The organism is Fibrobacter sp. UWR3, assembly GCF_900143055.1.
GTDB lineage: Bacteria > Fibrobacterota > Fibrobacteria > Fibrobacterales > Fibrobacteraceae > Fibrobacter.
Genome location: NZ_FRCW01000001.1, coordinates 167,282 through 191,633, shown reverse-complemented (window position 1 = coordinate 191,633; position 24,352 = coordinate 167,282). Strand labels below are relative to the sequence as shown.

The window sequence follows — 24,352 nt, the reverse complement described above, 5'->3', positions numbered from 1 at the left end:
GGTTATGCTCCTTCGTTGGAAGATTCGTTTTCGTTGCCGTTGGTGTCGCCACCTTCAGTTCCACTGGTTTCAGGCTCAGTGGGTTCGGTGGGCGTTTCGCCACCTTCGGTGTTTGCCGGGGCGTCGTTGTCGCCAGCGGGAGTGTCATCGCCAGTGGAAGGCGTTTCGTCGCCAGTGGATGCCGTCGCAGCAGAACCGGCGCAGTCCACCTTGATGCGGACCACATCGCCTTCGGTGCCCGAATCAAGGGCCACGATGCCGGACGCACCTTCGGCAGGAATGCCACGGCCTTCGGCATCGGAGGAGAGTGCCTGGCCGTAGGTCACGTCGGCACCAAGTTCCACATGGCCGATACCGTCGTGCTGCACATCGACGCGGTTGCCTTCCTTGACATCCACATCCATGGACACGCCAAGCACGGCATCGCCGGAACCTGCAAGTTTAACATTGCCTTGGGCTTCGCCAGCCTTGACGAAGCGGAAAGCGGGGACGGCGGTTTCCGCCGTAAAGTTGAGGATATTGCCCTTCATCAGGTACTCCTTATTGATTGTAACATTCTTCCGCAGCTTCGGCGAAACTGAGCTTGCGCCCCTTTGCCAGCTGTTCATCGTGATACTTGCTGATGCGTACCGCCGCAGACTCCGAGCTAGGAGCCGCCGCGGGCGCAAATTCACCGAACTGGACAATCTTCGGTAAGGATTTTACCGTGTCGCCCAGAACCTGCATCGGGTTCATTCGTTCGTCGCCTTCGCCAAAGCAGCCTTCGCCATCAACAGGCAAGGCCTGCATAGCGCCAAAGACCTTCATGAAGCAATCCTTCATCGCCTGGTTGCAACGGCCTTCGGCAATAGCATTGTCTAAAGTCTCAGAGAACGCCGCACCGGCTTTTTGGCGCTGCGCCGCAAGCTTGTCGTCCTTGAGAGCCTCGTTTTCAGCCTTGAGTGCGGCATTCTCTTCGCTCAACCGCGTCGCCTCGCTTGAATTACCTTCCGGGATAGATTCGGTCGGTTCGTTACGAGGGGGCGTTGTAGGCTGAGGATTCTGATTCCCGTTCTCCAGCGAATCAGAACCGTCGGTATTCGGTTCACCGAAAGAAGCTGTAGATTCCGCCGGCTTTTCCACAACAGGCTTCGGCTGTTGCGGGAAGTCCTTTGCGTCCTTCAAGACGCTTTCGATTTCTTCGATGTCCTTGATGGCGTATTCCGGGAAAACCTTGTCGGCAGCCTCAATGCCATCCTTTTCGATAAGCTGTTCGCGCTGGCTGCGGAACATACGTCCAATGCCGCTCAGCTTGTACACAAGCGTTTCAAAGACACTGCGAGGCACCAGGCGGTCCCATGCGAAAGGCTCTGCAAAGACGCACACGTCCTGCTCTGTAACGCCCTTGTCGGCTTCAGCAAACATTCCTTCACCGAAACACAGCGGGGCCATACCCTTCATAGCAGGGCCAACCGCACCGAGAGCGCCCAGATGCCGCAAGCCTTTTTTCAAGTTGCTGTAAATGGCTGCGGAAAGATACTTGAAGCCGCCCTTCTTCACTTCTTCGGCAAAGTCCGGGTTCACATCGTCGAGCTTCACTTTCAGCACATTGTCTTCCACCTTGGAATCGACAATCGAGGCTACACGCGGATCGTCGAGTTTCGGGTGGCCCTTGACCATCGGCGGCTGGTAACCGGCGTCAAGCTGGTTGTGGATACCTTCGTTGAGGTCGTTCAAGTCCGATTCGCTGAACTCGTGTTCCTTGCCTGCCATGTCGGTCACCTTGCCGACCTTGAAGGCTTCGACCCACGGTTCCTTCAGATCAATCGATTTCAAAACTTTCTTGTTCATGGCACCAAATTTACCCGATTGATAGCGAACGAGGACATGACATTGTCATGCCCTATGTCAGAGCCTATTGGGTAACTTTGCGAGGAGGTATATACCATGGATAAAACTTTCTGGAAAGAAGCATTGAAACAGTTCGGCATCGGCGTCATTTTCGCGCTGATGCTTGTCATCTTCTACACGAACGAAAACGCCAAGTGGGAAAAGAACGCCGCCAATGACCAGGTGCGCTGGGAAGCGGTCCTGAAACAGTACAGCGACGACCAGAAAAGGGCGCTTGACGCGATACGGGCCTGTTGCATGGAATCGCACACGACAGGGAGGCAACCGTGAGCAAGTCCGAACTCAAGCCCAAGGCGAAAGAATTTTACACCATTCACCAGATGAGCCTAGCTGACATTAGCCGCCGGCTCAACATCTCCACGCGCACCCTTCAGAACTGGAAATCTGAAGAACACTGGGACGAAGCACGTGCCGAAATCAGCGGCAGCGAAAAGAACTTTCACGCGCAGCTGTTCGAGCTGGGTGAAGTCATTGCCCGTAAAATCAAGCAAGACGAACTGGACGGCGTAAAGGTTGCCGCAGAACGATACACCGTACTCCAGCGAATCATAGACACCGCCGAACACGCCCGCAAGTACGAGGCCGTGGCACCCAAGAAAAACAAGTCCGAGCTTTCCCCGGAAGAACGTGCCAAGAAGGCGCTTGAAGAAATCAAGAAACACCTGGGTGTATAATGGCTGCTCTTCAAGAATTCTTTTTTCCTTATCAGAAACGGTGGCTAGCCGACAAGTCGAAAGTCAAGATTTTCGAGAAGTCCCGCCGTATCGGCGGCACGTGGGTCCAAAGCTTCGAAGACGTGCAGGACTGTATCGAGCAGCCCGGGCTCAAGGTCTTTTTCAGCTCAGCGGACATGACCGCAGCAGCTGAATACATCGACTATTGCGAATCGTGGATTCAGAAGCTCAACGCCATCGCCAAGGCCCTCGCCGAAATCAACTCCGAAGACATCGAGGACTGCGAATTTGCCGACGAGGACAAGGGAATCAAGAGCAAGATTATCGAGTTCAACAACGGTTCGAAAATCTACGTGCTCTCCAGCAACCCCAAGGCGTTTCGCTCCAAGGGCGGTAAAATCGTGTGGGACGAAGCCGCCCACCACGAAAACGACCAGAAGATGTGGGCAGCCGCGAAGCCTGCCGCCATGTGGGGCTATCCCATACGCATCTTGTCAACCCACAACGGCGTAAACAGTCTGTTCTACAAGCTCATCGAGAAATGCAAAAAAGGTGAACTTGACTACAGCGTGCACACCGTGCCAATCCAGCTCGCAGTAGAGGAAGGCGTTGCCGACCGCATCTGCGGTCGCAAACTCTCCAGGAAAGAACGCGAAGAATGGCTGGAGCAGGAACACAAAGGCTGCCTTACCGAAGCAATATGGCAAGAGGAATACTGCTGCAACCCGCAGGACGAATCCAAGGCCATGATCAGCTATGACCTGATTCACAGCTGCGAGCGCCTGGGAGTGCTCGGGCTCGAAAAGGCCAAAGGCCCGCTCTACCTGGGTTGCGACGTGGCCCGCCACCGTCACCTTTACGTCATCTACGTGTTCGAAGACATTGGCGACCGCCTAATTTGCCGCGCAGTAGAAGCCTATCAGAACAAGAAATGGAGTTACCTTGAACAGAAACTCTACAAGTTCCTGAAACTCCCGAACCTTGTCCGCGGCTGTATCGACCGCACCGGATGCGGCGACCAGTTCACCGAACGGGCCCAGGACAAGTTCGGCACGGTCAAGGTCGAGGGCGTCCTTTTCTCCAACACGGTAAAGGCCGACCTTGCCATCAATCTTTTGCAGGCGTTTGAAGACCAGAAGATTATCATCGAGAAATGCCCGAAGTTCCCGGGCATCGACACCAAAATCGAGGACGAACAGGCCGAAAGCATCCACGCCGTCCGTAAAATTGTCACAAGTGCCGGGAACGTGCGCTACGATGCCGCAAGCACCGAGCAGGGCCACGGCGACTTCTTCTGGGGAGCGGCTTTGGCATACCATGCGAAAAACGCAAGTGACGCGGGTCCGGTATTCATCCAGACCGCAAATCCGTTCAAAGGGGAAAGCATGAATTTTAACGGTTTCTGACAATCGCACAGAAAGGCCCTTTTTAGCCCGTTTTTGTTTTGGACTAGTAAACGGTCATCCGATTTTAGAAAATCAAAATTCAACGAATTTGAACGGCCATTCAACGAGATTAGAAATACACCGAGGACTGCATGAGCAAAAAAAGGAAAAAACAGACCGAAAACACCCAGAACGGCGGTGAAAAACTCCGCCTGGCGACTGAAGTGGCCACCCGGGCGGCAGCGACTTTTGTCACGGGCGAAGATTACCTGCCCAACCCCGACCCTATCCTCAAGGCGCAGGGTGGAAACATCAAGGTCTACCGAAACTTCGTGGACGGGCACCTCGATGCCGTCAAGAGCAAGCGTTTCGCTTCCATCACCAGTCGCACCTGGACCATCGACGGTAGCAAGGGCGACCCCAAGAAAGCGAAGATGCTTGAAGAATACTTCTGGAACCTGGAACTGCGCAACACCATTTCGCAGATGCTCCAGGCCATCGGCTTCGGTTTCGCCGTCCACGAAATCGTGTGGGATTCTGTATCCACGGCCTACGGAACGCTCATTCTGCCTGTCGCCATCAAGGACCGCCCGCAGGAATGGTTCCGCTTCGATGACGAAGGCAGGCTGCTATTCCAGAACAAGTTTAACGCGAAGGTTCCCGTACCCGACCGCAAGTTCATTGTGACCCGCAACCGCCCCACGGCCACCAATCCCTATGGCGAGCCTGTCTATGCCCGTTGCTTCTGGCCCATGGCCTTCAAGAAGGGCGGTCTCAAGTTCTGGATGATATTCGTCGAAAAATACGGCAAGCCCAAGGCCGTCGGGAAGATTCCTCCGGGAGCGACCGACAAGGAACAGAACACCTTCCTCAGGATGCTTTCGGGGCTTGTGCGCGACGCCGTGGCGGTCATCCCGCAGACAGGTTCCGTGGAACTCCTGGAAACCAAGATGAGCGGCACCAACCCCCACAGCGAAATCGTGGCTTGGGCGGATTCCGAAATCAGCAAGGCGTGGCTTGGCGAGACCCTAACCACCGAACAGACGAACTCGGGCGGCACCCAGGCCATGGCTACCGTGCATAACGACGTGCGCCTGGACTTGGCACTTGACGATGCCGCTATGATTGAATCCAGCTTCAATCAGCTCATCCGCTGGATATACGAAATCAACTGGCCTGGCGAAAAGGTCATACCGTGGATGAACATCATTCTCCCGGAAGACATGCAGCAGGCACGCCTTGAACGCGACGCAAAGCTCTCGCAGCTGGGAGTCAAGTTCAATGCCCAGTACATCAGCGACATCTACGGAATCGACGAGAAGTATTTCGAGATGACCGAAGTTCAGCAAGGCGGCATGTTTGCCGAAGGCCCCGAAAAGAAGGGCAAGGTCAGAAAGACCGCCCACGAACTCCGAAACCAGGTGAACGCATTCACCGAACACCTAGAAGACGAATGCGAAAAGGTCGATATCCTGGCACCCATCAGGGAACTGGTGGAAAACGCAAAGAGCCTCGAAGAAGTCCGCGACAAACTGGGCGGTTGCTACGGCGAAATGCCCATGGACAAAATCGCCGACGAAATGGAACAGGCGTTCCTTGCCGCAGACCTTGCAGGCCGTTTCTCCATCCTGAAAAAGGCGGGAATCGTCAATGGCTAAGGAACTCGGATTCAAGCAGGGCGCCTACAGGGAAGCCGTCGATTACTTCAAGAAGAAAATCAACATTCCTACAAAACGCTGGAACAGCCTCAAGGGTGCAATGCACACCCGGGCGTTCACCGTTGCCGGCGCAATGCGTGCCGACATCCTGCTCGATTTCCGAAACGCGGTTGACAGGGCCATCGAAAAGGGAGACTCCCTGCAAGACTTCCGCGACAACTTCTACAAGATTGCAAGCAAGTGGCGGGCGGCAGACCCCAGCTTTGACGCGAAGATGGAAAAGCCGAAATACGGTGCGTGGCGTTCCAAGGTCATTTACCAGACGAACATGCTCACCGCATCGGCGGCAGCCCAGGAGCGACAGGCAAGGGCCATGCCCGACGTGTTTACCCACGCCAAGTACGTGTGCATGATGCTCCCCGGTAGCCGCGAGGAACACAAGGCCTGGAACGGCACCGTGCTCCCTGTAAATGACCCCTGGTGGGAAAAGCACAGCCCGCCCAACGGCTTTGGCTGTCTTTGCGAAAAGGAGTTCATCAGCAAATACGAAATGGACCGTGGCGACGAGAAGGTGACCAGGGCACCGACCGCCGCAAACGACACCAGGAACATCGGCGAGAACTGGGATTACAGTATCGGCGACGCCGATGCCGAAAACCAGCGGCTCAAGGAATTCACGCAAGAGAAAGAAGAAAAGCTGTTCAGAAATTATCCGGAAGCAAGGAAGGCCGCAAGCGAAGCTGACGCAAAAACCGAAAAGCAGAATACGACTACAGAACCTGAATTAGACCTTAGCAAGATTAAGACGGTAAAGGCGAAACCGCTGAGCCGTGCCGAAGCTGTACGAGAAAGACGAGCTGAACGAATTGAGCGAAACAAGGAATTCAAGCAGATAATTCAAAGTGCCAGGGAAAAAGGCATAAAGTTTATTGAAGCAAAAAAATTAAGAAAACCGCTAACGGAAGAACAGATAATCAACAAGCTAGGGAAAAAAGACCCAACGCCTGGAGCCTGTTCTTCTCAGGCTTTAGCTTATATTGCTAACAAGTTTGGATTCGATGTCAAAGATTACAGAGGAAGGCGGAGCCGCACCTTTTTTGGAGATGACTCTGTTATCAAAAGTTTTACTAAATCTGGTGGTTTTGCGGCCACAGGCAACAATGGTTTCGAGAACGCTGAAACTTTGTTAAAGCATGTTGAGTCGGGAAAAGAATACTACTTCAGAAGCGGCGAACATGCTGCAATTATTCGCAAAAAGAACAATACATTCGAATTTTTAGAGTTGCAAGGCAAAAAGAAAGCTGACGGATTCCTTATACTAGATCAGTCTGTTTTAAAAGAACGATTTGGAACGAACATCAGCAAAACAGAATGGTTCGACTATTTGATAGATATTGAAAAATTAAAAGACTCCCCAAAATTTAGGGAGTTAATAGGATTCTTCAACACGAAAGGAATGTAAAAGCGATGTTTCTTTTAGCCACCCAGCAAATTTTTCCAATAAGGATTTTCCTTGTCAAACAAGGCTTTTTCCTCCTTGGTAAAATTCTTGGGATAGTCACCAAAAAGAAACAAGATTTTTTTCTTGTCAAAGGAAACTGCTTGAAGACCAGTGCAACCAATGTAGCGAACACGCCATATTTTATCACTTTCGTTGTTCTTATAGAACTCAATCTTTCTTGTTTCTTTGTCAACCGTGATCATGATTAACCTCGCTCTCTAATATACCATTTTACCCAAGGAATTGCAACCCCATGGCAGATTTTATCAACGCAGACGTAAAAATCGATAAATTCAACGAAATTATCGATATTGCGAAGCGGACGGCAAGCGACTTGAAGCCCGCCATGGCGGCTATCGGCAACCTTGTGACAAAGAGCGTCAAGCAAAACTTTCGCGAAGGTGGCCGACCCGTCCGGTGGCCCAGCTCGAAAAAGCCCAAGGGAAAGACTTTGGTTGGCACCGGGGCGCTCATGAAGGGAATCCACTACGAGCTTGACGGCGACGGCAACGCCGTCACCGTAATGACCGGTCCCCAAAAATATGCCCATATCCACCAGTTCGGCGGCTCAATCCCCGCGCACGACATCAAGGCCAAGAACCGCAGGGCGCTCCGTTTCACAGTGGGCGGCACGGTATTCTACCGCAAGAGCGCCCACCACCCGGGCGCAAACATCCCCGCCCGCCCCTACATGCTTCTCCAGGAAGAGGACGAAACCAAGATCAAGGATATCCTGGCAAACAGAATCGTCGATGAAATGAAAAAGAAAGGAGGTCTCAAATGACAAAACCCGCACCCAAAACAAACAAGCCCAAACGCGCCTACTACAACGAAATGCCCGTGGAGACAATCAAGATTATCCACGCCATCGTGAAGCGCGAAGAACTCCCGCGTGAAGCCGCCTACGACATCGGCACCGCCGTCAAGTATCAATGCCGCGCAGGACTCAAGCCCGACAACGACTGGAAAGACGATATCCGCAAGGCCGAAAACTATCTGCACCACGCAAGAACCGGCGAATGGATGAAGGAATAAAGTGTATGCTAGAACAGGCTCAGCTGCCCTTTGTTTTCAGGCTTCTTTTCAACCACGTTCATGTACCTGTAGATCGTGCGCTCGCTGACTCCGGTTTCAAACGCAAGCTGGTGAACTGGCTTGTCGAAGTTGTCGCGCATATAGCGGCGCACTGCTGTTGGGTTCATCCTGGCTGGGCAGGCTACATGGTTGCCCGCGAACTTCTTCCAGATACGTTTGGCAATGTCGAGCCCGAGGGTGTTTGCCACCCACTTCAGGTCGTCATTCGGAAGGTCGTCGATTGTCAGGGAATCCCAGAAGCTCATTCTGTATCCCAAATATAATCAAAATGCGCGAAAAAAACAACAACATAAAAAAGGAAATGAAAAATGATCAATGTTCCTGGAATAGTCGAGACGGTATTGATGTCAAGCAGCAAGGATGACGCACGACATCCAGTTCGTATAACATTGAATGATGTCAAGAACTTCTACAGAAAATGTAATTGGCCGCTAGTTGTATGCGATGCAATCGCCTTCATCTATCCGTTTATGGTACTTGGAATCGCCCTGGTTTTGAAGTGGATTCTCCTCTCTTGATTTTCCTAAACTCATCAAATCTTTTATTCATTTCGAATACAACTTCATCTATGCTTTTGCAAATGTCAATAGTGAATTTCTTCTCAAGATTACTAAAGGCTATAGAAGACTTTATGTTGTTCAGTCCGTCAATGACCATAATGGCTAGCGAGTCATACCCTTCGGCGAACTGTATAGAATACACCGTTTTTTTCAATTCCGGCAAGAACAAATTTTTAACAAACTTGGCTGTCGCTTCATCAGGTTTCATCATGATTTTATCCATAAGTCGAATCATTTTCGTAGCCGCAGTCACTGCATCTTTTTCAATTCTTATAAGCAAAAAATCATCAATCACCTGTTGCATCCACAAACGCGAGCTTTCATCTTTCAAAGATTTCAAATCCTCTTTTTGCTTGCCAATCAGCTTTTCAAATTCTGTCTTCGATTTTTCAGCAGCAAGACTCGCGGCTTCGTTGGCGGCAATGCTGGAAGCGTCTTTAGCCTTTTTCTCTGCAATTTGTGCAAAATCCTGTTTGAGCTTATCAACCGCTATATCGACTTTCTTGTCCCACAATTTATTCAACACGAACGCAAGTATTCCTGAGCCCAAACCGATGATGGCGACTATGGCCATGAACGCCCAGCTGTAGAACGCTTGCGAATCACGGAGAACTTGCGGAGTGAAAGAAGAATCCAGTACAACCTTGACCGTATCGAAGGAGACTGTATGAACAGTATCAAATACGGATGTATGCACGGTGTCGTAGATGACGTGGTGGATGGTGTCGATGACGGTCGTGGTGGGCATAATAATTCCTTGAAAAAGAAGGTGCCGCCCCGCAGGTGCAGGGCGGACTCCATCGGTTATTTAGGTTCCCTGGCTGCAAATTTTATTGCAGGCATCCAGAAGACGGCGAAGCTCCGTCGTTTGATCCTGAACATCTGCAATTTGCGGCGTCAATCCACCGTACAGAGCTGTAAGCTGACCAATCGCCATTCGCATTGCGGTGTCGGCGCAAGCACCGGGACCATAACTAACGAACCAACACTGGTCTTCAGACAGTTTGTACTTGGACTTTTCCGACTGATAGTAAACTACAGCGATTCCGTTTGGAATGACCGGAGTTCCATCAGGATAGGCAAAAGCCGGGGAGTTGCTTACGGCAGAGATGTAGAATACATCGTTTGCCGAGAACCAGACACGCTTTTTCATATGCGTTTCCTTTTTTTAAAGCCAATTGACATTATTGGCTGGAGCGGCAGCTTTCGGCCCCGCCCAAACCATAAATTATATCATTCTGCCAAAACGCGGAATCAACTCGATAATGTTCCCGATTACGCGGTGGCTTGGGCGGGGGGTGTTTCGGGTTCGGCGGTGGCTTGGGTGGTGGCGGCGTGGCGGGAGCTCAGGGCGAGGGCGACGACCTGGTTGAAGAGGCGGGAGAGTTCCTCGACGGTGGGCGTGGCGGTGCCGTTCTCCCAGGCGGTGAACGTGGCGGGGCTTACCCCCACGAGCTGGGCGAGGCGGCTTGCGGGCGTGTTCGACAGCTCGATGGCTCCGTTTACGTCTACATCAACATTTGTTGATTTCTTGTTAGAATCAACGATTGTTGCTTCATCTACGCTTATTGAACCCTTTTTTAGAAAAATTAGGTCATACCCGCAAGCATCGCACAACTTTTTAGCCACGTCAAGTTGCGGGCTACGGGAGCCGTTTAGGTAATTGGCAAGGGCTGCCGTGGTTATTCCTGCGTGAGCAGCGACTTCCTTCTGGGTTTTACCCGATTCTTCAATTTTTTGACGGAGAAAAGTAGAGTACATAGAAAAAAAATCAACAAATGTTTATAAAACCTCTTGACAATCAACAAATGTTTATATACATTTGTTGATGTAGTGGTAATAATACCACCACAAAACAATCTACTAAAAACAAGGATACTTGCCAAATGGCCAACGACTTCACCGTGACTAAAATCGCATGGGGCAAGGCAGCCGCCAAGGTCTCCGAAATCGTCGGAAAGCCCTACAGTGCCCAGTATATAAGGGATGTAGCCACGGGCTACCGCACCAACAAACAACTCGCTCCCATCCTCAAGGACCTGGGGCTCACCACCAAAGGAGTAGCATAATGATCAAGAAAATTTTCGACGAGGAACCCGAAAATGCCGAGACCTGCTCTAACGAATCGTTAGACCAGCTCCCCGAAAAAGAACCCGAAATCCAGGGCGAAGGTGATACCGACTTCGACCGTGAAGTCCGTGGCGAGACCCTGCCCGCCGTCAAGGAAGAACCGCCCAAGGCAGAAGAGCTCGACCCGACCACCGCGACCGCGCTCAAGCTGCGCTACCGTATCTTCAACGGAGCCGATATCCGTATGGTGCAGGACGAGAACAAGGAAGTGTGGTTCGTCGCCGACGACGTGTGCAAGGTTCTCGGCTACAAGAACACCAAGGCGGCAATCGCCGCCCACTGCGACAAGGTGACCGACTCGAAGGACATGGTGGAAGGCGAAACCGAACTCTGCAAGAAGATCACGGTCAAGGACGCCAACGGACAAGGCCGTGCTATGATCGCCATCAACGAACCCGACCTCTACCGTCTCATCATGCGTAGCCGCATGCCCGACGCCCGCAAGTTCGAGAAGTGGGTCGTCGAAGACGTGCTCCCGACCATCCGCAAGACGGGCAAGTACGCCGTGCGCCGCAAAATCGACTACGCGGCGGCCACCGACGCCACGACGGTCGCCCCTGCCGAAGAGTCCGTGCAGTGCGAACTGTTCCCCAACATGATGCCGTCGATGACCTTCCCGAAGCCCTTGACCGAAAAAATCAACGCCGCGAAGCTCAAGCTCTACAACGAGGGCCACACGTTCCCCAACAACAAGGAGTTCGTGAAGTTCCTCATCACCCGCGCACTCGACCAGCTGGAATAGCCGACCAAGCACGCCCTTAAACTTCCACTCACAAGGAGATCCACAATGACTACGAGCATCCCTCTTCACACCATCGTTCCCGTATCGCTCAACCGAAACTGCGACATCTGCGGCAAGGAAGCACGCATCACCGTGAACCAGGACCACTTCTGCGGCGAATGCATGCGCACCAAGCGCGTCCGTGCATTCTACATCGGAAGGGCTAGCCGCTAATGAAACCGATCTGGATTAGTTCAACGAAGGCAGCGGAGCTTCTCGGGATATCCGACAGGCAGGTTCGCCGTAGCGTCTCCATGTGGAACTACCGCTGGAGCGAAAAGGACGGGCGCAAGGTTCTCGAAATCGATGTCCGCAGCCTTCCCGCCGAGGCCTCGAACCGCTATGTCCAGGAGACCCTGCCCGAAGCCCCCGAAGTCGCCACCCGCGCAGAGGACGTGGAGACGGTCATCAGAAGCTATGACCGCGCCACCGACCGCGCAAAGAAGAACTTCGACAAGTGGACTCTCATTTTGCTCAAGTGCGAAGGCATCACGGGCACAAAGGAACTCGGGCGTTTCGTGGACGAGTGGAACAAGGCCCACCCCGAAATGAAGACGAGCATCAAGAGCATCTACCGCCAGCGCGCCTCGGTCGAGGACGGCGGCAAGATTTCGCTCATCAACCACCGCGAGACCATGCGCTCCACCGTGACCGACACGATGTTCGACGACTTCAAGACCGCCTACCTTACCGCAAACAAGCTGAGCGCGTTTTCCAGCTGGATGATTGCGTTCGGCAAGGCGAAGGAACGCGGCGAATGCAAGGGCGAAGACGATTTCCCGAGCAAGTCGGCATTCGTGCGCAGGCTCAAGAGCGAGTTCGCCCCCGATGTCATCTACTTTGCCCGCGAAGGCAAGAAGAAGTTCTACGATAACAAGGGCTACCACCTCGACCGTGACTACTCCGACCTCAAGGCGGGGCAGGTATGGGTGGGCGATACCCGCACGTGGGACGTGTTCGTCAAGGTGCAGGGGCAAGAAAAGCCCGCCACCTGCTACATCACGCTCTTCATGGACTTCAAGACTTACATGCCCATGGGCTGGTGTCTGCACCACGATGCCCCGGGCACCGAGAACACCCTGCGTGCCATGCGCAACGGCATCGAACGCTACGGTCTTCCGGAAGAAATCTACGTGGACAACGGTCGAGAATACCGTAACCGCGACTTCTCCGGCCAAAGCCGTGGTCACCAGATTGTGGAAGACGAGCAGTATGCCGAATCCATGGCAAGCCGCCTCGGCATCAAGATGCACTTCGCCATAGTCCGCAACGCCCGCGCAAAAATCATTGAACGCAACTTCTTGATCATTAAAAACGGCTTTGACAGGCTGTTCAACAGCTTCAAGGGCGGCACCGTGGTCGAGAAGCCGGAGCCCCTGAAGGGCGTGCTCAAGCGTGGCGACTTCGCCACCTGGGAAGAGTTCTACGACATGGCGCAGGACTACATGCAGAACGTGTTCCCCGGACTCCCTTGCCAGGGAAAGCACCACAACGGCATGACCCGCCGCGAGCTTTGGAACGCAGAAATCGTGAAGCGCGAACCGATGCGCAGGGTGAGCCGCGAGACTCTCTCCATGCTCGTAAGTCGCACGGTGAAGGGCCGCATCATGCACATGGGTTTCCACCTGGCACAGCTCGATTCCTGGTACTGGGCCGAATGGATGCCGGTATGGAAGGGCCGCGAGGTCACCTTCCGCTACGACCCCGACGACATGCGCACCGCCTGGTGCTACGACCAGAACAAGAAGCTCATCGGCGAATGCACCCTGCAGAGCGCCGTGGGCGCCATGGTCAAGGACGACGATGCAGTGGGCAAGCAACTGATTGCCGAAGGGGTCGCCCGCAAGCGCCACGAAGAAAAGATGCTCAAGGAAATCTGCCCCGACATGACGAAGGAACAGGCCGAAGAGTATATCAGCGCGATGCGCACCGCCGTGGGCCCGCAGGACATCTTCGTGCCGCAAGGCCCCACGCACCTCACGCGCCACGACCGCGACTCCGAACAGCTCAAGGCAGAAAAGAAGGTGGGCAACGCCGACTTCTACAACATCGTCGATGGCGAAGTGGAAGAAAAGCCGAGTACCGACCTATGGGATGAACTCTTGACAGGCGAGGCGATGTAATGGACTCCGAACAGCTCTTGAAAATCTACCGTGCGGTCGCAGGCCCCGTTGCCGAAAACAACGTGGACAAGGCGCTGATGATCATCAGACGCGCCGGACGGTTCCCGGACGATGTGGACCGGCACGAGATACGCACCTGGTACCGCATCAAGGAACGCCTGGTAAAGGCGGGACTCCTCTAGAACTTAGCCGATGGGGGCAGGCTCACTTTGCCGCAACACAACACAAGATCTCCCTGAAACCGCCCCCGGAGGCAACCCTTTTAACCCAGCAACCATAAAGGATAGAATATGGACGCAATCATCAAGCAACTCAAGGACTACATGTCCCGCACCGGGGCATCGCAGACCAAGGTGGCGAACGCCATGGGCATAAGCCCCGCAACGCTCAGCTACTTCATCAAGGGCACCTACACGGGCGACATCGACGCCATCTGCGAGAAGGTGAAGGACTTCCTGGAAATCGAGGCGCAGCGCGACACCATCAAGCAGAGCGAAGGCATCGTGCAGACCAAGTGCTTCAAGACCATCCACAAGTTTTGCTCTCTCGTGCTCAGCCACCAGATTTGCGGCATGCTCACGGGTGACGCGGGCTGCGGCAAGACCACCGCTCTGAAGGCATTCGCGAAGGCCCACCCGAGCGTCATCCTTATCGAGGCAGACCACGGCTACACCGCCAAGGCTCTCTTCGACGAGCTCTGCGCAGAACTCGGTCTCGACGAACGCGGTAGCCTGCACGAAAAGCTCGTGCGCGTCGTGAACAAGCTGAACGACTCGGGCCGTCTGGTCATCATCGACGAGGCCGAGCACCTGCCCTACCGTGCGCTCGAACTCATCCGCCGCGTCCACGACAAGGCGGGCGTGGGAATCGCCCTTTGCGGCATGCCCAGGCTCGAAAAGAACGTGCAGGGCGACAAGAACCACTACGCCCAGCTGAACAGCCGCATCAGCGCACCGTGCCGTGCAAAGCTCCTGGACAATGCCGACGTGAAGGCGTTCATCGAGAGCCGGTTTCCAAAGTACGAAGGCAACTGCATCGAACGCGCCGCCCAGATCTGCCGCCGCAACTTCCGCCTGCTCTCGCACCTTGTAATGTGGAGCAAGGAACTCATGCGCAACAACGACCGCGACACGCTCGACAACGAAATCCTCGAAAGCGCATCCCAGATGCTCGTAGTGGCAAGGTAGGGCAAGATGACTACTCCAGCCGACAAGAGGGCCGAACAGTACAGGCAAATCCACGGCCTTGTGCGCCTGCTCGGGATGAACGACGAAGCTTACCGCGACATGCTGCGCGACCGCTACCAGGTCGAAAGCTCCAAGCAGCTCTCGACACAGCAGCGCGGCTCGCTCATCAAGAGCCTGCGCGAACAGGTCCACGGCAAGGCCCAGAAGTTCAACGAGCTCTCCGGCAGGGCCAAGCACAAGGCAAGCCCCGCACAGCTCCGGGCAATCGAGGCGATGTGGGCGCAAGTCAGCCGCGCAGAGACTTCCGAAGACCGCCGCAAGGCCCTGAACGCCTTCTGCAAGCGGCTCACCGGCGTGGAAGTGGTCACCTGGATCTGCAAGGACGACGCGAAGGTGCTCATCAAGGCGATACACGCCATGGGGGCGCAGAGCCCCGAAGAATTTAACCGAAACAAGAACACTAACCAGAGGTAACCCTATGGCAAAGAAAGACAAAGACGGGAACTGGCTCGACGACCGTGGCCGCCCCGTGCCCGAACAGTACATTCCCGCTATCGACAAGAAGCGCGACAAGCTGGTGGAAGCAACCTTCAAGAAGGTCGTGAAGCTCGCCGAAAAGATAGCGGAAACCAAGGTCGAAATCGTCGGGAGCATCGACAAGTATCTCGACGAAATCGCAAAGGAAAACCGTGTCCGCGAGAACTGGAAGGGAAACATCCTCCTCCAGAATTTCGACAAGTCGCTTGTCATCGAGCGCCGAATCGACGACCACATCGGCTTCGACGAAAAACTCCATATGGTGAAGACCATCGTGGACAAGTGGCTCCACGACCGTCTTGACGGTATCGACGAGAACCTGGGAAAGGTCATCACGCAGGCGTTCAATGTCGATAAGCAGGGCCGCGTGAACACCGCCATGCTCATGAAGCTTTTGCACCTCGAAATCGAGGATTCCGAATGGAAGAAGGCCATGCGCATGCTGAAAGAGTCGATCATCGTCAAGTCCTCCAAGCAGTCTATCAACTTCAAGCGCAAGGTGAAGAAGGACTCCGGCGAAGTGTGGGAAACCATCGTGCTCAACTTCAACGACATCGTAGCAACAGCCAAGAAGGAAAAGAAAGATGCCGAATAGCGAAACCTACAGGACACTCGACCTTTTCCGCGACCAGCTCGAACTCGAAGCCGACTTCCAGTTCGGCTACGCGGTCGTGCTCAGGCAGAACCACGGCAAGCCGCTCCTCCGTGGCGTGGGTTCCACCCCGCACAAGGCGGTGGAAGACCTTGCCGAAAAGTGGGAGAAGGGCTAGTGACGAAGGCTCAGATCTTCCCGTTCATCCTCATTCTCCTCGACCTTGCCGCGGCAGTCGCCTACGGTGTCGTCGATGGAGATATCCGCAAGGTCATCTACTGGGTGTCCGCTGCGGTACTCTCGATTACCGTCACGTTTTAAGCCATTGTCGTGGCGGTAGTCCCCGGGCGGTTGCGGTTGGCCACGTCGGAGGAGTTGTGAAGCCTTCGGCGGCGGGGTTCGAGCCCCCGCACCGTCCCTAAACTCGGCAAAGCTGACCAATAAGCAGCAAACGACGCCTGCGGGTGCAACCGCGAAGCATCCGCAGGCAACCCCTTTTACAACAGAGGCCAAATGAAAGACACCCGAATATACAACGAATACGTGACCTGCAGCTGGTGCGGTCACAAGAAATACTGCAAGCTCGAAGACCGCAAGTGGGTCTGCAAGGCCTGCGACACCACCCACCCCCAAGGAGTTGACCGTGAACATCGCGTATAGGCCGCAAGTCCCCACCTGGAAAAGGAGCCTGAAGAACCAGGAACTCTACGAAATCGTGAACAAGCTCCGCATCGAAATCCAGTGCGACTGCATTCCGGGAACCCTGGTGTATGAAATCATGGCGGGCTACATGACCGACTTCAGGAGCGGCCCTTCCGTCGTGAACCCGTTCATTCCTAAAATAGGCGACATCCTTCTTGCGCTCGCATGGCTCATCCACGATGTCAACTACCACGGTTTCCTCTCGAAGAAACTTGCCGACCGGCTCCTACGCGAAATGCTGGAACACGCAGGCATGGGCACCGTCAAGCGCAACGCCGTCTATTACGCGGTCAAGTTCTTTGCCGGTTCCCACTACAACACGCTCGACGAAGACCAGGGCGACATCTACAACCACAACAAGACCCTCGTGAAGATGCAGTGGCTCGACAACAAGGGCTTCATGCTTAAGCGATTCAACGGCAGGGCCATCACGGCAAACGCATTCAGATGATTACCCGAAAAGGCATACTCAAGGTCATCCAGACCACGGCAAAGGCGGCCTACTGCGTCGCCTTTGTCGCACTCACTATAACCGTACTCTACATGGTAGCCTCATCACTATAGGAGTCAAAATGAACAGTCCGCTAGTATCCCACACCGAGATAAGCCCGAACAGGACTACACCCCGAAACCACAAGATCGACACCATCACCATCCACTGCACCGCAGGTCACATCAACGTGCGGGCGCTCGGCAAGCTGTTCGCAGCCAAGGCCCGTAAGGCCTCTGCCAATTACGGCATCGATGATCAGGGCCACATCGCGCTCTATGTCGAGGAATCCGACCGCAGCTGGTGTAGCAGTAACGCCGTCAATGACCACCGTGCAGTCACCATCGAAGTGTCGAGCGATGAAAAAGCACCTTACCGTGTGACCGATGCGGCATTCTCAAGCCTCATCTACCTGGTCGCTGACATCTGCAAGCGTAACGGCATCACCAAGCTCCGCTGGCACAACGAAAAGGCCCTGGTCGGCCAAGAGGACAGCGACGGCGAACTCATCCAGAACATGACGCTGCACAAGTGGTTCAAGAACAAGGCTTGCCCGGGCAAGTACCTGGAAGAACGCATGTTCGAAATCGCCGCCAAGGTGAATGCCCTGCTGTAAAGGAGTAAAAGATGAAAGAAATCCTGATGAGCATCCACCACAAGTGGGCGGAACTGATCTACAGCGGCGAAAAGACGCTGGAACTTCGCAAGACCGCCCCGAAAGCATTGGACGGCGACGGTTTGAAGGTTTACCTCTACGACACCGACCTTAAAAGTATCACAGGCGTCATATACGTGAATTTTTGCCACGAAATCACCGAAATAACGCCCAAAATTGTCGAAAATTCGTGCGTTTCTCTCGATGAAATCGAGAAATACAAGGCAAAAGGCAGGGGTAAGCTCTACGGTTGGGAGATTTGCGGCGTCGATGAATACGGTCCCGATTGGCTCTATCCCGAAGATTTGCACATCAAAAGGGCCCCGCAAAGCTGGCAATTCGTGAGGTAAACGCTATGGAATACGTCTTGAAAATCAGAAAAAGGAACTTTGAATCGCTCATGAACGGCGACTTGACCTTCGTCATCCACAAGGTTGACAGGCTCTACTGCGTCGGCGACCGTCTGGTGCTCTTCGAAACCGAAGGCGGCAATGAAACAGGCCGGAGTCTGACCGTGCGTATCACCTTTATCATGCATGCAGAAGATGCCGTGGGAATCAAGGATGACTACTGCGTCGTGTCCGTCAAGCGCTCCGGGAAGAACACCCGCACAAACGTGGGCAACCGTCCTGCAAGCGAAGACGAAGCCGTAGAGTACGCCGCGAAGCTCGGCAAGTCCGCAGACTGCGCAAGGCGCTTCTACAACTACTATTCGATGACCGGCTGGAAGATGAAATCCGGGCTCCCGCTCTCTGACTGGCATGCCGCGCTCAGGAACTGGAAGGACTTCCAGGGCTCACAGAAGACCCCTGAACAGGCTGAAACCGACAACCAGCTCGAACTCCTGCTCCCCATGCTGCTCAAGAAAACGGCTGAACTCGCCAAGCAGAAAGAAAAGCTCGTTTTCCACGATCCGCACATCGGCACCGTCCTCCAGTTCTACGGCTTCGACCGCTTCGATTATAACTTCAACGTTTTCGAAGTCCACGAAATGGTCAAGAAATACGCCACCAGCAGGAAACTCGGCACGGGATGCCCGCAGATGCGCTCCCCGAACCCCTACGGCAAAGGAACGCTCCAAGTGCCAACCATCGAAGAATTCGCCGCCATATTCCAGAAGAAAAAAGGTGAAAAAACCGAAGGCTAGATTTGTATATTGGAGGTAATATGCCCGAAAATCAAAGAGAAAAACAAAGAGATTGCATCCATACAATAGCACTAAATATCTGTAATTACCATGGCTATAAATATGGTGATTGCCTAAAATGTCCTCTCTACGATGAATACGAAGAAGATATCTGCTACGACGACCAAAATTTCGACTTAGACAAGTTTGAAGAGTGGCTCTTAAAACGCATATCCATTCAACAAAAGTAATTCCCACCACCCGCAAAAATTTAAGGCAGGATCTAAAATCCTGCCTCTTTTTTTGTCTCACAAAAAGCGACAAACCACAAAAACATGTCCGCACCAAATGTCCGCACCCCAATTTTCAATAAAAATTCAAAACGCCTTTAACGGCTTAAAAACGCCAATTCACAAAAAAAATGTCTCACGAAAAGTGAAACATCTTTTTCCGCAAAATGAAGAAACCGCGAAAATAGTGAAAAAACGGCAAAATCAAAAAACACTCATTTTTCGGGTTAAATGAGAAAAGAAAACCCAATAAAATCAAGGGCTCCAGCCACATTCACTGATTCATTTCTTTTCTCATTACTTCCGCTTTGGCATAGCGACCCCAGTATGACCGACGAAGACGCCGAAATAATGGCTCAGACAATGAGAAAGCAGCCCAGCTACGCGATGCAGCAAGCCCAGTGGGATTCGCAACAGCGCGCGGTTGCAGACGAAGCACAGAAGAGCGCACAGGCGGCCGATGCAGAATACAAGCAAATCGAAGAAACGGCAGTCAAGTTCCGGAACGCCATTGAGGAATTCAGCAAGAGCAAGGGCGACTGCGGGCTCATCTACAAGAAGATGGACAAGGCAAGCGCAGCAAAGTACGTAAAGAAGGCTCCACAGGAATGGGAAACGCTCATGATTCGGGTAGATTCCGACGTTCTCGCATTCATCGGCGTCAAGGACAGGAAAAAAGTTGAGTTGACCTTCGACTGGGAAGAACCCAAAATCACAAAGACTGCAATCGGCGGCACCGGCTACGCCGCATCCAATGTCGAAACAACGGAAACAAGCAAGAGCATTCCCATCACCATCACCAATATCGAACTGTACGAGACATCCGACAAGAGCAGCACGGCAAGGGAATATGTCATCTCGACAAAGGAAGGCAAGGTCATTCACCTCTGGCAGAAATGGGACAACGAAAAGGTGACAAGCAGCGTCAACTTCAACGGACTGAAGAATGCCTCTAGTTGGAGCTGGAGTGAAACCGGCGGGAACTAAAAAAGAAAACTATACAAGGATCCTGCGCAACATTCCCTGGCTATTGAACTGGATCGAGATACTCGCGTTCATCATCACGAGAAAACGCATTGGCGACAGAATCGCCAAGACAGATGTCATCGCGAAATAACATTTAGCAGCGAATCTAATCGGACAGACAATTGTTTCGCGCCAGCAACACTCAGATGGTCGCAATCGTTCGTCATTGCATCCGTGTAGTCATGTGCTCCGAATTTATTCTCGTCCATCAAGACGAAATGAGGATACACATTCGCTAACGAATCAAAATACGCAGCCACTTTCATCGCAAGGCTTCTACTAACTCCATGCCGTCCATAACTTCCCGTATTAGCATATTCCGGAGATTGCGGGAAAATCAACCCAACTATTTTAAACCCTTTGTCCTGCGTACTATCAATAAAAGCAGTCAAGCTGTCAATACTTTTCATAAAACGTCGGTACTCACCCTCTCGCATAATCGAGTCCCGATCAATTATAGGTTCATCCCCCCAACCATGTGATTCCTTCTTAAGCAATCCGCGCGTACTAACATAGAGCAACGAATCTTCGCTCGTATATGGGACATTCGCATCAACAACCCGCACAAAGTTTTCTGGCACTCCATCCTTCCAGAAGTTATGGTTCTTATCATAAAAGTATCCCGATGCTTGCCCTAATGCAGTTTGATTTCTGGCATTCAATGACTGATTCATCAAATCATACGATATTTCGAATATTAAATATTTCAAATTCCTTGTATGCGGCACGAAATAGTTTTCCACCAAATAGAGACCAGCCCATATATCTCCGCCTGGATATCCAAAATTAAGCGCCTGTTTCGAAATATATGCGGGATCAAATCCACTTTCCGTGCGAGAACTACCTACAGCAATCACCTCCAAGGAATCATGCATATCCCAGAACATCCGCATTTTCAGCCCTACAGTTCTTAAGCCACCCTGATAAATAGGGTCCCAATACATGCCGGCACTGTCCAAGTCAAAATAGCCATCACCGAAAGGAACTTCCGGCATCACCCATAAATTTGGATGCCATAACTCCTCGCCCTCAACCAAATCCACCACGCTAGAATCAAGAACATTCACTAGTACAAGTTTTACGTGTTCACCTTTTGCATTAACTAGCGCAGTCACCACCCAATTATCACGATTGACCCATTCCGGATGGTCAAACGAATATCCTTTCGGTGCTGGAATTGCATGTATCAACTTTCCGGTACTATCAACAACTAGTAGCCGTTCGTGTACACCATACTTCTCGTTAGCAAACGCCCTTCCCACATCACCGCCAAAATCAAGAAAAAGCGTTTGATTATTTCCATCCTTCGAAAGCGACGCATTACACGCCTGCGCACCACCATACCAGATTTCATCCTTACCATTTCTATGCACACGAAGGCGGCGCGCACCTGAAACAGCATAGCGGTCAGCCAGTGACACACCCCCGTGATAGGCACCCACCAAAATTTTCTCCGGTTTCCCGAACTGCTCATTTGAAAAAGGAACCATCCATGTTCCACTCGCAAAAAAATCAGCGTCATTGCTATTGTCACCGGCATTATCAACATAAACGATAGAGGTATCTCCATATTCACTTACATACCAACGAGGAATTGCCGCATTCTCCACGTCAAGTTTGATAAGCCGACCGGCCGCATTCAGGCTCCTCACATATACCGAAGACGGGCCACCGACACCTTCCATCCCCGTACAAAAAGCGACCTTATTGCCATCTGGAGAAATTTCCGGATGATAAACGGGCACACTATCAGGAATCTCAACAACACCAGGCATTCCTCCATAAAAATCCACATACGCCAAATTACCCGACTTATCGTTCCTAAACGCAAGTTTCGAATGGACGGTTCCCATTTTTTGACGAATATCCGAAGAAAATGTTTTCAATGTCACTGGATTCAAAGCGACATCACCACCAGCATCCAGCCAAGTGGCATGCGGAATTTTTCCAAAAGCAAGACGAAAGCCCATATACGACGAAAAAGCCGAAGCCTGCACCGGATAGACATCCTTCCTGCCACCTAAGTCCATGTTGTTCGCCGACTGATACACAGAACCTCCCTTTACCACCTTCTCAAGCAAGATGTTCCCCGCTAGCGCTCCCATGCTGCTCGCGATAGTCGCATCAACAATATCGCCAGCCCAGTCATTTGTCAGTTCAAGCACGTTTCCTGCCAGGTCACAAAAGCCTAGCGAATCCGGGAAAGCGCAAGGCGCATGAATCTCGTAATTCGAATTCGACGAATTCCAACTATACTGCCAAGGATTCCACGACAGCGATGCAGCCATCACCCATTCCGCCTCCGTTGGCAAGCGGAAACCATCCACATCCGTACGAACCGCAAGGCCCTCCAGATTCACGAAATGTGAACTCGAGTTAAATAATTGCCGGTGATAGGTATAAACTGTATCATAACCAAGCGATTTACTGTAGGCATTTGCAAAAAGCACGGCATCATAATATGTCACATTAGTCACTGGCAAGTCGTCTTGCGCACAATCCAAAACGAAATACCAATCTTCTTCCCTAGCGACAGCATCAAATTCTCCACACGTCACTTCGTGAATTCCAAGCGAATAATCATAATCCAATTTTACCCGCATCCGGCCATCGCCCAACAGGACATATGCCCCGTTAGGCGCGACACGCATCATTCCCGGCCTAAGGGAATCGACCGATATCACAGGCACCTTGACCGAGTCAACTGCCAGGATGCCCACATTTTCGCTGGAATCCTCCACACATTCCATCTGGGAATTCGAGCACGCCCCCAAAAGCGCCAAAGCGAGAATGGCGCAGTACTGCATAAATAGGGGCAGCCAAGGTTTCATGATTTTTAAAATAGAAAAAGAACGCCCCGATAAGAGACGTTCTTTTTTCAAATGATTTCTGCGCGGGTTTAATGCACCAAAGATGGCTACGACTACGGCACTTCGACGCTGTCGAGAATCTTCTGCACCACGGTCTCGGCAGAAACTTCTTCCGCTTCGGCCTCGTAGCTCAGGATAATGCGGTGGCGGAGCACTTCCATGGCGACGGCCTTCACGTCTTCGGGCGTCACGTAGGCGCGGCCCTGGATAAACGCATGGGCCTTCGATGCCTGGGCAAGGCCGATAGAGGCACGCGGAGAGGCGCCCACTTCCACAAAGCCCACCAGGTCACTGCGCTTGATGCTGCCCGGATCGCGGGTGGCAAGCACCAGGTTCACGATGTATTCGCGCACGCGTTCGTCCACGTACACCTGCTTCACCAGCTGACGGGCGGCGAGGATATCTTCCTTCGTGGCGACAGCCTGCGGCTGGCGCAGCCCCGCACCGGCAACGGCGTCGAGAATCTTCATTTCGTCGGCCTTGTTCGGGTAGCTGACCTTCACCTTCAACAGGAAACGGTCCACCTGGGCTTCCGGCAGCGGATACGTACCTTCCTGCTCGATGGGGTTCTGCGTGGCAAGCACCAGGAACGGTTCGTCCAGCTTGAACGTCTCGTCTCCGATGGTGATGTGGCGTTCCTGCATCGCTTCGAGAAGCGCGCTCTGCACCTTCGAAGGAGCACGGTTGATTTCATCGGCCAGCACCAGGTTCGTAAACAGCGGGCCCTTGCGGGTCTCGAACTTCGCTTCCTTCGCGTTGTAAATCGTGGTACCCAGCAAGTCGGCCGGCAACAGGTCGGGCGTGAACTGGATGCGCTTGAAATCCAGCGACACGGCATCGGCAAAAGCCTTCACCGCAGTCGTCTTGGCAAGGCCCGGCAAGCCCTCTAGCAGCACGTGACCATCGGCCAGAATACCCGTCAAAATGCTTTCGACCAGAGCCTTCTGGCCAATCACCGTCCCTTCCACTTCACGCAGCAAATTCATGCAAAAAGCACTCTGCTGGCGCACCTTTTCCGAAAGTTCCTGAATATCCATTGTTTTACCTCTGTGAGCAAATTACAAATTTTTCGGATTTTAA

General features: G+C 52.8%; 32 protein-coding genes. 23 read left to right on the top strand and 9 right to left on the bottom strand.

What is annotated here, in order from left to right; all coding sequences use genetic code 11:
* Positions 1-2 precede the first annotated feature (2 nt).
* Together BUA44_RS00985 and BUA44_RS00980 are read right to left on the bottom strand one after the other, a co-directional pair.
* On the bottom strand, positions 3-530 hold the full coding sequence (locus BUA44_RS00985; protein WP_072807705.1) for a DUF2190 family protein: 528 nt from the start codon (positions 528-530) through the stop codon (positions 3-5).
* Between the two features lie 10 nt (positions 531-540).
* Positions 541-1,830, bottom strand: coding sequence for a hypothetical protein (locus tag BUA44_RS00980; RefSeq protein ID WP_143151805.1), 1,290 nt, complete (start codon positions 1,828-1,830; stop codon positions 541-543).
* Between the two features lie 96 nt (positions 1,831-1,926).
* Here BUA44_RS00980 and BUA44_RS00975 point away from each other — a divergent pair, with 96 nt between their 5' ends.
* From BUA44_RS00975 to BUA44_RS00955, 5 genes are all read left to right on the top strand, one after another.
* A complete protein-coding gene (locus tag BUA44_RS00975; RefSeq protein WP_072807703.1) occupies positions 1,927-2,160 on the top strand; it encodes a hypothetical protein in 234 nt (77 codons plus the stop codon).
* Positions 2,157-2,564 carry a terminase gpP N-terminus-related DNA-binding protein gene (locus BUA44_RS00970; RefSeq protein WP_072807702.1) on the top strand — a complete coding sequence of 136 codons (408 nt, stop codon included), beginning with the start codon at positions 2,157-2,159 and terminating at the stop codon, positions 2,562-2,564. The genes BUA44_RS00975 and BUA44_RS00970 overlap by 4 nt, the downstream gene beginning before the upstream one ends.
* Positions 2,564-3,970: a terminase large subunit domain-containing protein gene (locus BUA44_RS00965; RefSeq protein WP_072807701.1), complete on the top strand. Its 1,407-nt coding sequence runs from the start codon at positions 2,564-2,566 to the stop codon at positions 3,968-3,970. Before BUA44_RS00970 ends, BUA44_RS00965 begins: the two co-directional genes overlap by 1 nt.
* Positions 3,971-4,101: 131 nt before the next feature.
* Positions 4,102-5,607: a DUF935 domain-containing protein gene (locus BUA44_RS00960; RefSeq protein ID WP_072807700.1), complete on the top strand. Its 1,506-nt coding sequence runs from the start codon at positions 4,102-4,104 to the stop codon at positions 5,605-5,607.
* Positions 5,600-7,069 carry a phage head morphogenesis protein gene (locus tag BUA44_RS00955; protein WP_072807699.1) on the top strand — a complete coding sequence of 490 codons (1,470 nt, stop codon included), beginning with the start codon at positions 5,600-5,602 and terminating at the stop codon, positions 7,067-7,069. Before BUA44_RS00960 ends, BUA44_RS00955 begins: the two co-directional genes overlap by 8 nt.
* 14 nt (positions 7,070-7,083) lie before the next feature.
* Here the strand turns inward: BUA44_RS00955 and BUA44_RS00950 are convergent, their stop codons facing one another.
* Complete coding sequence (locus tag BUA44_RS00950) at positions 7,084-7,311, bottom strand: DUF7675 family protein (protein WP_072807698.1); 228 nt, start codon at positions 7,309-7,311, stop codon at positions 7,084-7,086.
* A 50-nt stretch (positions 7,312-7,361) separates the two neighbouring features.
* On the opposite strand from BUA44_RS00950, the gene BUA44_RS00945 reads away from it, so the two are divergent.
* The gene (locus BUA44_RS00945; protein ID WP_072807697.1) at positions 7,362-7,892 is read left to right on the top strand and encodes a phage virion morphogenesis family protein; all 531 of its coding nucleotides are present in this window, start codon (positions 7,362-7,364) and stop codon (positions 7,890-7,892) included.
* Positions 7,889-8,143 carry a DUF3310 domain-containing protein gene (locus BUA44_RS00940; protein ID WP_072807696.1) on the top strand — a complete coding sequence of 85 codons (255 nt, stop codon included), beginning with the start codon at positions 7,889-7,891 and terminating at the stop codon, positions 8,141-8,143. The genes BUA44_RS00945 and BUA44_RS00940 overlap by 4 nt, the downstream gene beginning before the upstream one ends.
* 8 nt (positions 8,144-8,151) lie before the next feature.
* On the opposite strand, the gene BUA44_RS00935 is transcribed toward BUA44_RS00940, so the two are convergent.
* The 4 genes from BUA44_RS00935 to BUA44_RS00920 form a co-directional block, all read right to left on the bottom strand.
* A complete protein-coding gene (locus tag BUA44_RS00935) occupies positions 8,152-8,460 on the bottom strand; it encodes a Mor transcription activator family protein (protein ID WP_139258813.1) in 309 nt (102 codons plus the stop codon).
* Between the two features lie 211 nt (positions 8,461-8,671).
* Positions 8,672-9,511, bottom strand: a complete 840-nt coding sequence (locus BUA44_RS00930; protein WP_072807694.1) for a hypothetical protein — start codon at positions 9,509-9,511, stop codon at positions 8,672-8,674.
* A 60-nt stretch (positions 9,512-9,571) separates the two neighbouring features.
* Positions 9,572-9,916: a hypothetical protein gene (locus BUA44_RS00925; RefSeq protein ID WP_072807693.1), complete on the bottom strand. Its 345-nt coding sequence runs from the start codon at positions 9,914-9,916 to the stop codon at positions 9,572-9,574.
* Positions 9,917-10,038: 122 nt separating this feature from the next.
* Positions 10,039-10,524 (bottom strand): helix-turn-helix transcriptional regulator, encoded by a 486-nt coding sequence (locus BUA44_RS00920; RefSeq protein ID WP_072807692.1) that lies wholly within the window; start codon positions 10,522-10,524, stop codon positions 10,039-10,041.
* A gap of 125 nt (positions 10,525-10,649) precedes the next feature.
* On the opposite strand from BUA44_RS00920, the gene BUA44_RS15505 reads away from it, so the two are divergent.
* From BUA44_RS15505 to BUA44_RS00850, 16 genes are all read left to right on the top strand, one after another.
* A complete protein-coding gene (locus BUA44_RS15505) occupies positions 10,650-10,832 on the top strand; it encodes a hypothetical protein (protein ID WP_072807691.1) in 183 nt (60 codons plus the stop codon).
* Positions 10,832-11,635: a BRO-N domain-containing protein gene (locus BUA44_RS00910; RefSeq protein WP_072807690.1), complete on the top strand. Its 804-nt coding sequence runs from the start codon at positions 10,832-10,834 to the stop codon at positions 11,633-11,635. The genes BUA44_RS15505 and BUA44_RS00910 overlap by 1 nt, the downstream gene beginning before the upstream one ends.
* A 45-nt stretch (positions 11,636-11,680) precedes the next feature.
* On the top strand, positions 11,681-11,848 hold the full coding sequence (locus tag BUA44_RS15500; RefSeq protein ID WP_158213106.1) for a hypothetical protein: 168 nt from the start codon (positions 11,681-11,683) through the stop codon (positions 11,846-11,848).
* Positions 11,848-13,797, top strand: a complete 1,950-nt coding sequence (locus BUA44_RS00905) for a Mu transposase C-terminal domain-containing protein (protein ID WP_072807689.1) — start codon at positions 11,848-11,850, stop codon at positions 13,795-13,797. The genes BUA44_RS15500 and BUA44_RS00905 overlap by 1 nt, the downstream gene beginning before the upstream one ends.
* Positions 13,797-13,979, top strand: a complete 183-nt coding sequence (locus BUA44_RS00900; RefSeq protein WP_072807688.1) for a hypothetical protein — start codon at positions 13,797-13,799, stop codon at positions 13,977-13,979. Before BUA44_RS00905 ends, BUA44_RS00900 begins: the two co-directional genes overlap by 1 nt.
* Before the next feature lie 108 nt (positions 13,980-14,087).
* Positions 14,088-14,984 (top strand): AAA family ATPase, encoded by an 897-nt coding sequence (locus BUA44_RS00895; protein WP_083579409.1) that lies wholly within the window; start codon positions 14,088-14,090, stop codon positions 14,982-14,984.
* 6 nt (positions 14,985-14,990) lie between these two features.
* Positions 14,991-15,458 (top strand): regulatory protein GemA, encoded by a 468-nt coding sequence (locus BUA44_RS00890; RefSeq protein WP_072807687.1) that lies wholly within the window; start codon positions 14,991-14,993, stop codon positions 15,456-15,458.
* A gap of 4 nt (positions 15,459-15,462) precedes the next feature.
* Complete coding sequence (locus tag BUA44_RS00885) at positions 15,463-16,116, top strand: DUF3164 family protein (protein ID WP_072807686.1); 654 nt, start codon at positions 15,463-15,465, stop codon at positions 16,114-16,116.
* Positions 16,106-16,291, top strand: a complete 186-nt coding sequence (locus BUA44_RS00880) for a hypothetical protein (RefSeq protein WP_072807685.1) — start codon at positions 16,106-16,108, stop codon at positions 16,289-16,291. Before BUA44_RS00885 ends, BUA44_RS00880 begins: the two co-directional genes overlap by 11 nt.
* A complete protein-coding gene (locus BUA44_RS15495; protein ID WP_173371879.1) occupies positions 16,291-16,434 on the top strand; it encodes a hypothetical protein in 144 nt (47 codons plus the stop codon). The genes BUA44_RS00880 and BUA44_RS15495 overlap by 1 nt, the downstream gene beginning before the upstream one ends.
* A 192-nt stretch (positions 16,435-16,626) precedes the next feature.
* Complete coding sequence (locus tag BUA44_RS15490) at positions 16,627-16,773, top strand: hypothetical protein (RefSeq protein WP_178348717.1); 147 nt, start codon at positions 16,627-16,629, stop codon at positions 16,771-16,773.
* Entirely contained in the window at positions 16,757-17,266 is a 510-nt protein-coding gene (locus tag BUA44_RS00875) for a DUF1353 domain-containing protein (protein ID WP_143151804.1), read from the top strand. Before BUA44_RS15490 ends, BUA44_RS00875 begins: the two co-directional genes overlap by 17 nt.
* A gap of 121 nt (positions 17,267-17,387) precedes the next feature.
* Positions 17,388-17,921, top strand: a complete 534-nt coding sequence (locus BUA44_RS00870) for a peptidoglycan recognition protein family protein (protein WP_072807683.1) — start codon at positions 17,388-17,390, stop codon at positions 17,919-17,921.
* A gap of 11 nt (positions 17,922-17,932) precedes the next feature.
* Positions 17,933-18,310 carry an ASCH domain-containing protein gene (locus tag BUA44_RS00865; protein ID WP_072807682.1) on the top strand — a complete coding sequence of 126 codons (378 nt, stop codon included), beginning with the start codon at positions 17,933-17,935 and terminating at the stop codon, positions 18,308-18,310.
* Between the two features lie 17 nt (positions 18,311-18,327).
* Positions 18,328-19,107: a DUF3850 domain-containing protein gene (locus BUA44_RS00860; RefSeq protein ID WP_178348716.1), complete on the top strand. Its 780-nt coding sequence runs from the start codon at positions 18,328-18,330 to the stop codon at positions 19,105-19,107.
* Between the two features lie 596 nt (positions 19,108-19,703).
* A complete protein-coding gene (locus BUA44_RS00850; protein ID WP_072807679.1) occupies positions 19,704-20,363 on the top strand; it encodes a hypothetical protein in 660 nt (219 codons plus the stop codon).
* Between the two features lie 116 nt (positions 20,364-20,479).
* Here BUA44_RS00850 and BUA44_RS00845 read toward each other — a convergent pair whose 3' ends face one another.
* The gene (locus BUA44_RS00845; protein WP_083579408.1) at positions 20,480-23,233 is read right to left on the bottom strand and encodes a TIGR02171 family lipoprotein; all 2,754 of its coding nucleotides are present in this window, start codon (positions 23,231-23,233) and stop codon (positions 20,480-20,482) included.
* Positions 23,234-23,325: 92 nt separating this feature from the next.
* Positions 23,326-24,309 carry an AAA family ATPase gene (locus tag BUA44_RS00840; RefSeq protein ID WP_072807678.1) on the bottom strand — a complete coding sequence of 328 codons (984 nt, stop codon included), beginning with the start codon at positions 24,307-24,309 and terminating at the stop codon, positions 23,326-23,328.
* Between the last annotated feature and the right edge of the window lie 43 nt (positions 24,310-24,352).

Coding starts and splice junctions, on each gene's coding strand:
- BUA44_RS00940 (WP_072807696.1), top strand. CDS start 7,889: ATGACAAAACCCGCACCCAAAACAAACAAGCCCAAACGCGCCTACTAC.
- BUA44_RS00975 (WP_072807703.1), top strand. CDS start 1,927: ATGGATAAAACTTTCTGGAAAGAAGCATTGAAACAGTTCGGCATCGGC.
- BUA44_RS00900 (WP_072807688.1), top strand. CDS start 13,797: ATGGACTCCGAACAGCTCTTGAAAATCTACCGTGCGGTCGCAGGCCCC.
- BUA44_RS00950 (WP_072807698.1), bottom strand. CDS start 7,311: ATGATCACGGTTGACAAAGAAACAAGAAAGATTGAGTTCTATAAGAAC.
- BUA44_RS00925 (WP_072807693.1), bottom strand. CDS start 9,916: ATGAAAAAGCGTGTCTGGTTCTCGGCAAACGATGTATTCTACATCTCT.
- BUA44_RS00985 (WP_072807705.1), bottom strand. CDS start 530: ATGAAGGGCAATATCCTCAACTTTACGGCGGAAACCGCCGTCCCCGCT.
- BUA44_RS15500 (WP_158213106.1), top strand. CDS start 11,681: ATGACTACGAGCATCCCTCTTCACACCATCGTTCCCGTATCGCTCAAC.
- BUA44_RS00945 (WP_072807697.1), top strand. CDS start 7,362: ATGGCAGATTTTATCAACGCAGACGTAAAAATCGATAAATTCAACGAA.
- BUA44_RS00895 (WP_083579409.1), top strand. CDS start 14,088: ATGGACGCAATCATCAAGCAACTCAAGGACTACATGTCCCGCACCGGG.
- BUA44_RS15490 (WP_178348717.1), top strand. CDS start 16,627: ATGAAAGACACCCGAATATACAACGAATACGTGACCTGCAGCTGGTGC.
- BUA44_RS00930 (WP_072807694.1), bottom strand. CDS start 9,511: ATGCCCACCACGACCGTCATCGACACCATCCACCACGTCATCTACGAC.
- BUA44_RS00865 (WP_072807682.1), top strand. CDS start 17,933: ATGAAAGAAATCCTGATGAGCATCCACCACAAGTGGGCGGAACTGATC.
- BUA44_RS00840 (WP_072807678.1), bottom strand. CDS start 24,309: ATGGATATTCAGGAACTTTCGGAAAAGGTGCGCCAGCAGAGTGCTTTT.
- BUA44_RS00920 (WP_072807692.1), bottom strand. CDS start 10,524: ATGTACTCTACTTTTCTCCGTCAAAAAATTGAAGAATCGGGTAAAACC.
- BUA44_RS00910 (WP_072807690.1), top strand. CDS start 10,832: ATGATCAAGAAAATTTTCGACGAGGAACCCGAAAATGCCGAGACCTGC.
- BUA44_RS00870 (WP_072807683.1), top strand. CDS start 17,388: ATGAACAGTCCGCTAGTATCCCACACCGAGATAAGCCCGAACAGGACT.
- BUA44_RS00905 (WP_072807689.1), top strand. CDS start 11,848: ATGAAACCGATCTGGATTAGTTCAACGAAGGCAGCGGAGCTTCTCGGG.
- BUA44_RS15505 (WP_072807691.1), top strand. CDS start 10,650: ATGGCCAACGACTTCACCGTGACTAAAATCGCATGGGGCAAGGCAGCC.
- BUA44_RS00885 (WP_072807686.1), top strand. CDS start 15,463: ATGGCAAAGAAAGACAAAGACGGGAACTGGCTCGACGACCGTGGCCGC.
- BUA44_RS00960 (WP_072807700.1), top strand. CDS start 4,102: ATGAGCAAAAAAAGGAAAAAACAGACCGAAAACACCCAGAACGGCGGT.
- BUA44_RS00845 (WP_083579408.1), bottom strand. CDS start 23,233: ATGAAACCTTGGCTGCCCCTATTTATGCAGTACTGCGCCATTCTCGCT.
- BUA44_RS00850 (WP_072807679.1), top strand. CDS start 19,704: ATGACCGACGAAGACGCCGAAATAATGGCTCAGACAATGAGAAAGCAG.
- BUA44_RS00980 (WP_143151805.1), bottom strand. CDS start 1,830: ATGAACAAGAAAGTTTTGAAATCGATTGATCTGAAGGAACCGTGGGTC.
- BUA44_RS00965 (WP_072807701.1), top strand. CDS start 2,564: ATGGCTGCTCTTCAAGAATTCTTTTTTCCTTATCAGAAACGGTGGCTA.
- BUA44_RS00880 (WP_072807685.1), top strand. CDS start 16,106: ATGCCGAATAGCGAAACCTACAGGACACTCGACCTTTTCCGCGACCAG.
- BUA44_RS00890 (WP_072807687.1), top strand. CDS start 14,991: ATGACTACTCCAGCCGACAAGAGGGCCGAACAGTACAGGCAAATCCAC.
- BUA44_RS00955 (WP_072807699.1), top strand. CDS start 5,600: ATGGCTAAGGAACTCGGATTCAAGCAGGGCGCCTACAGGGAAGCCGTC.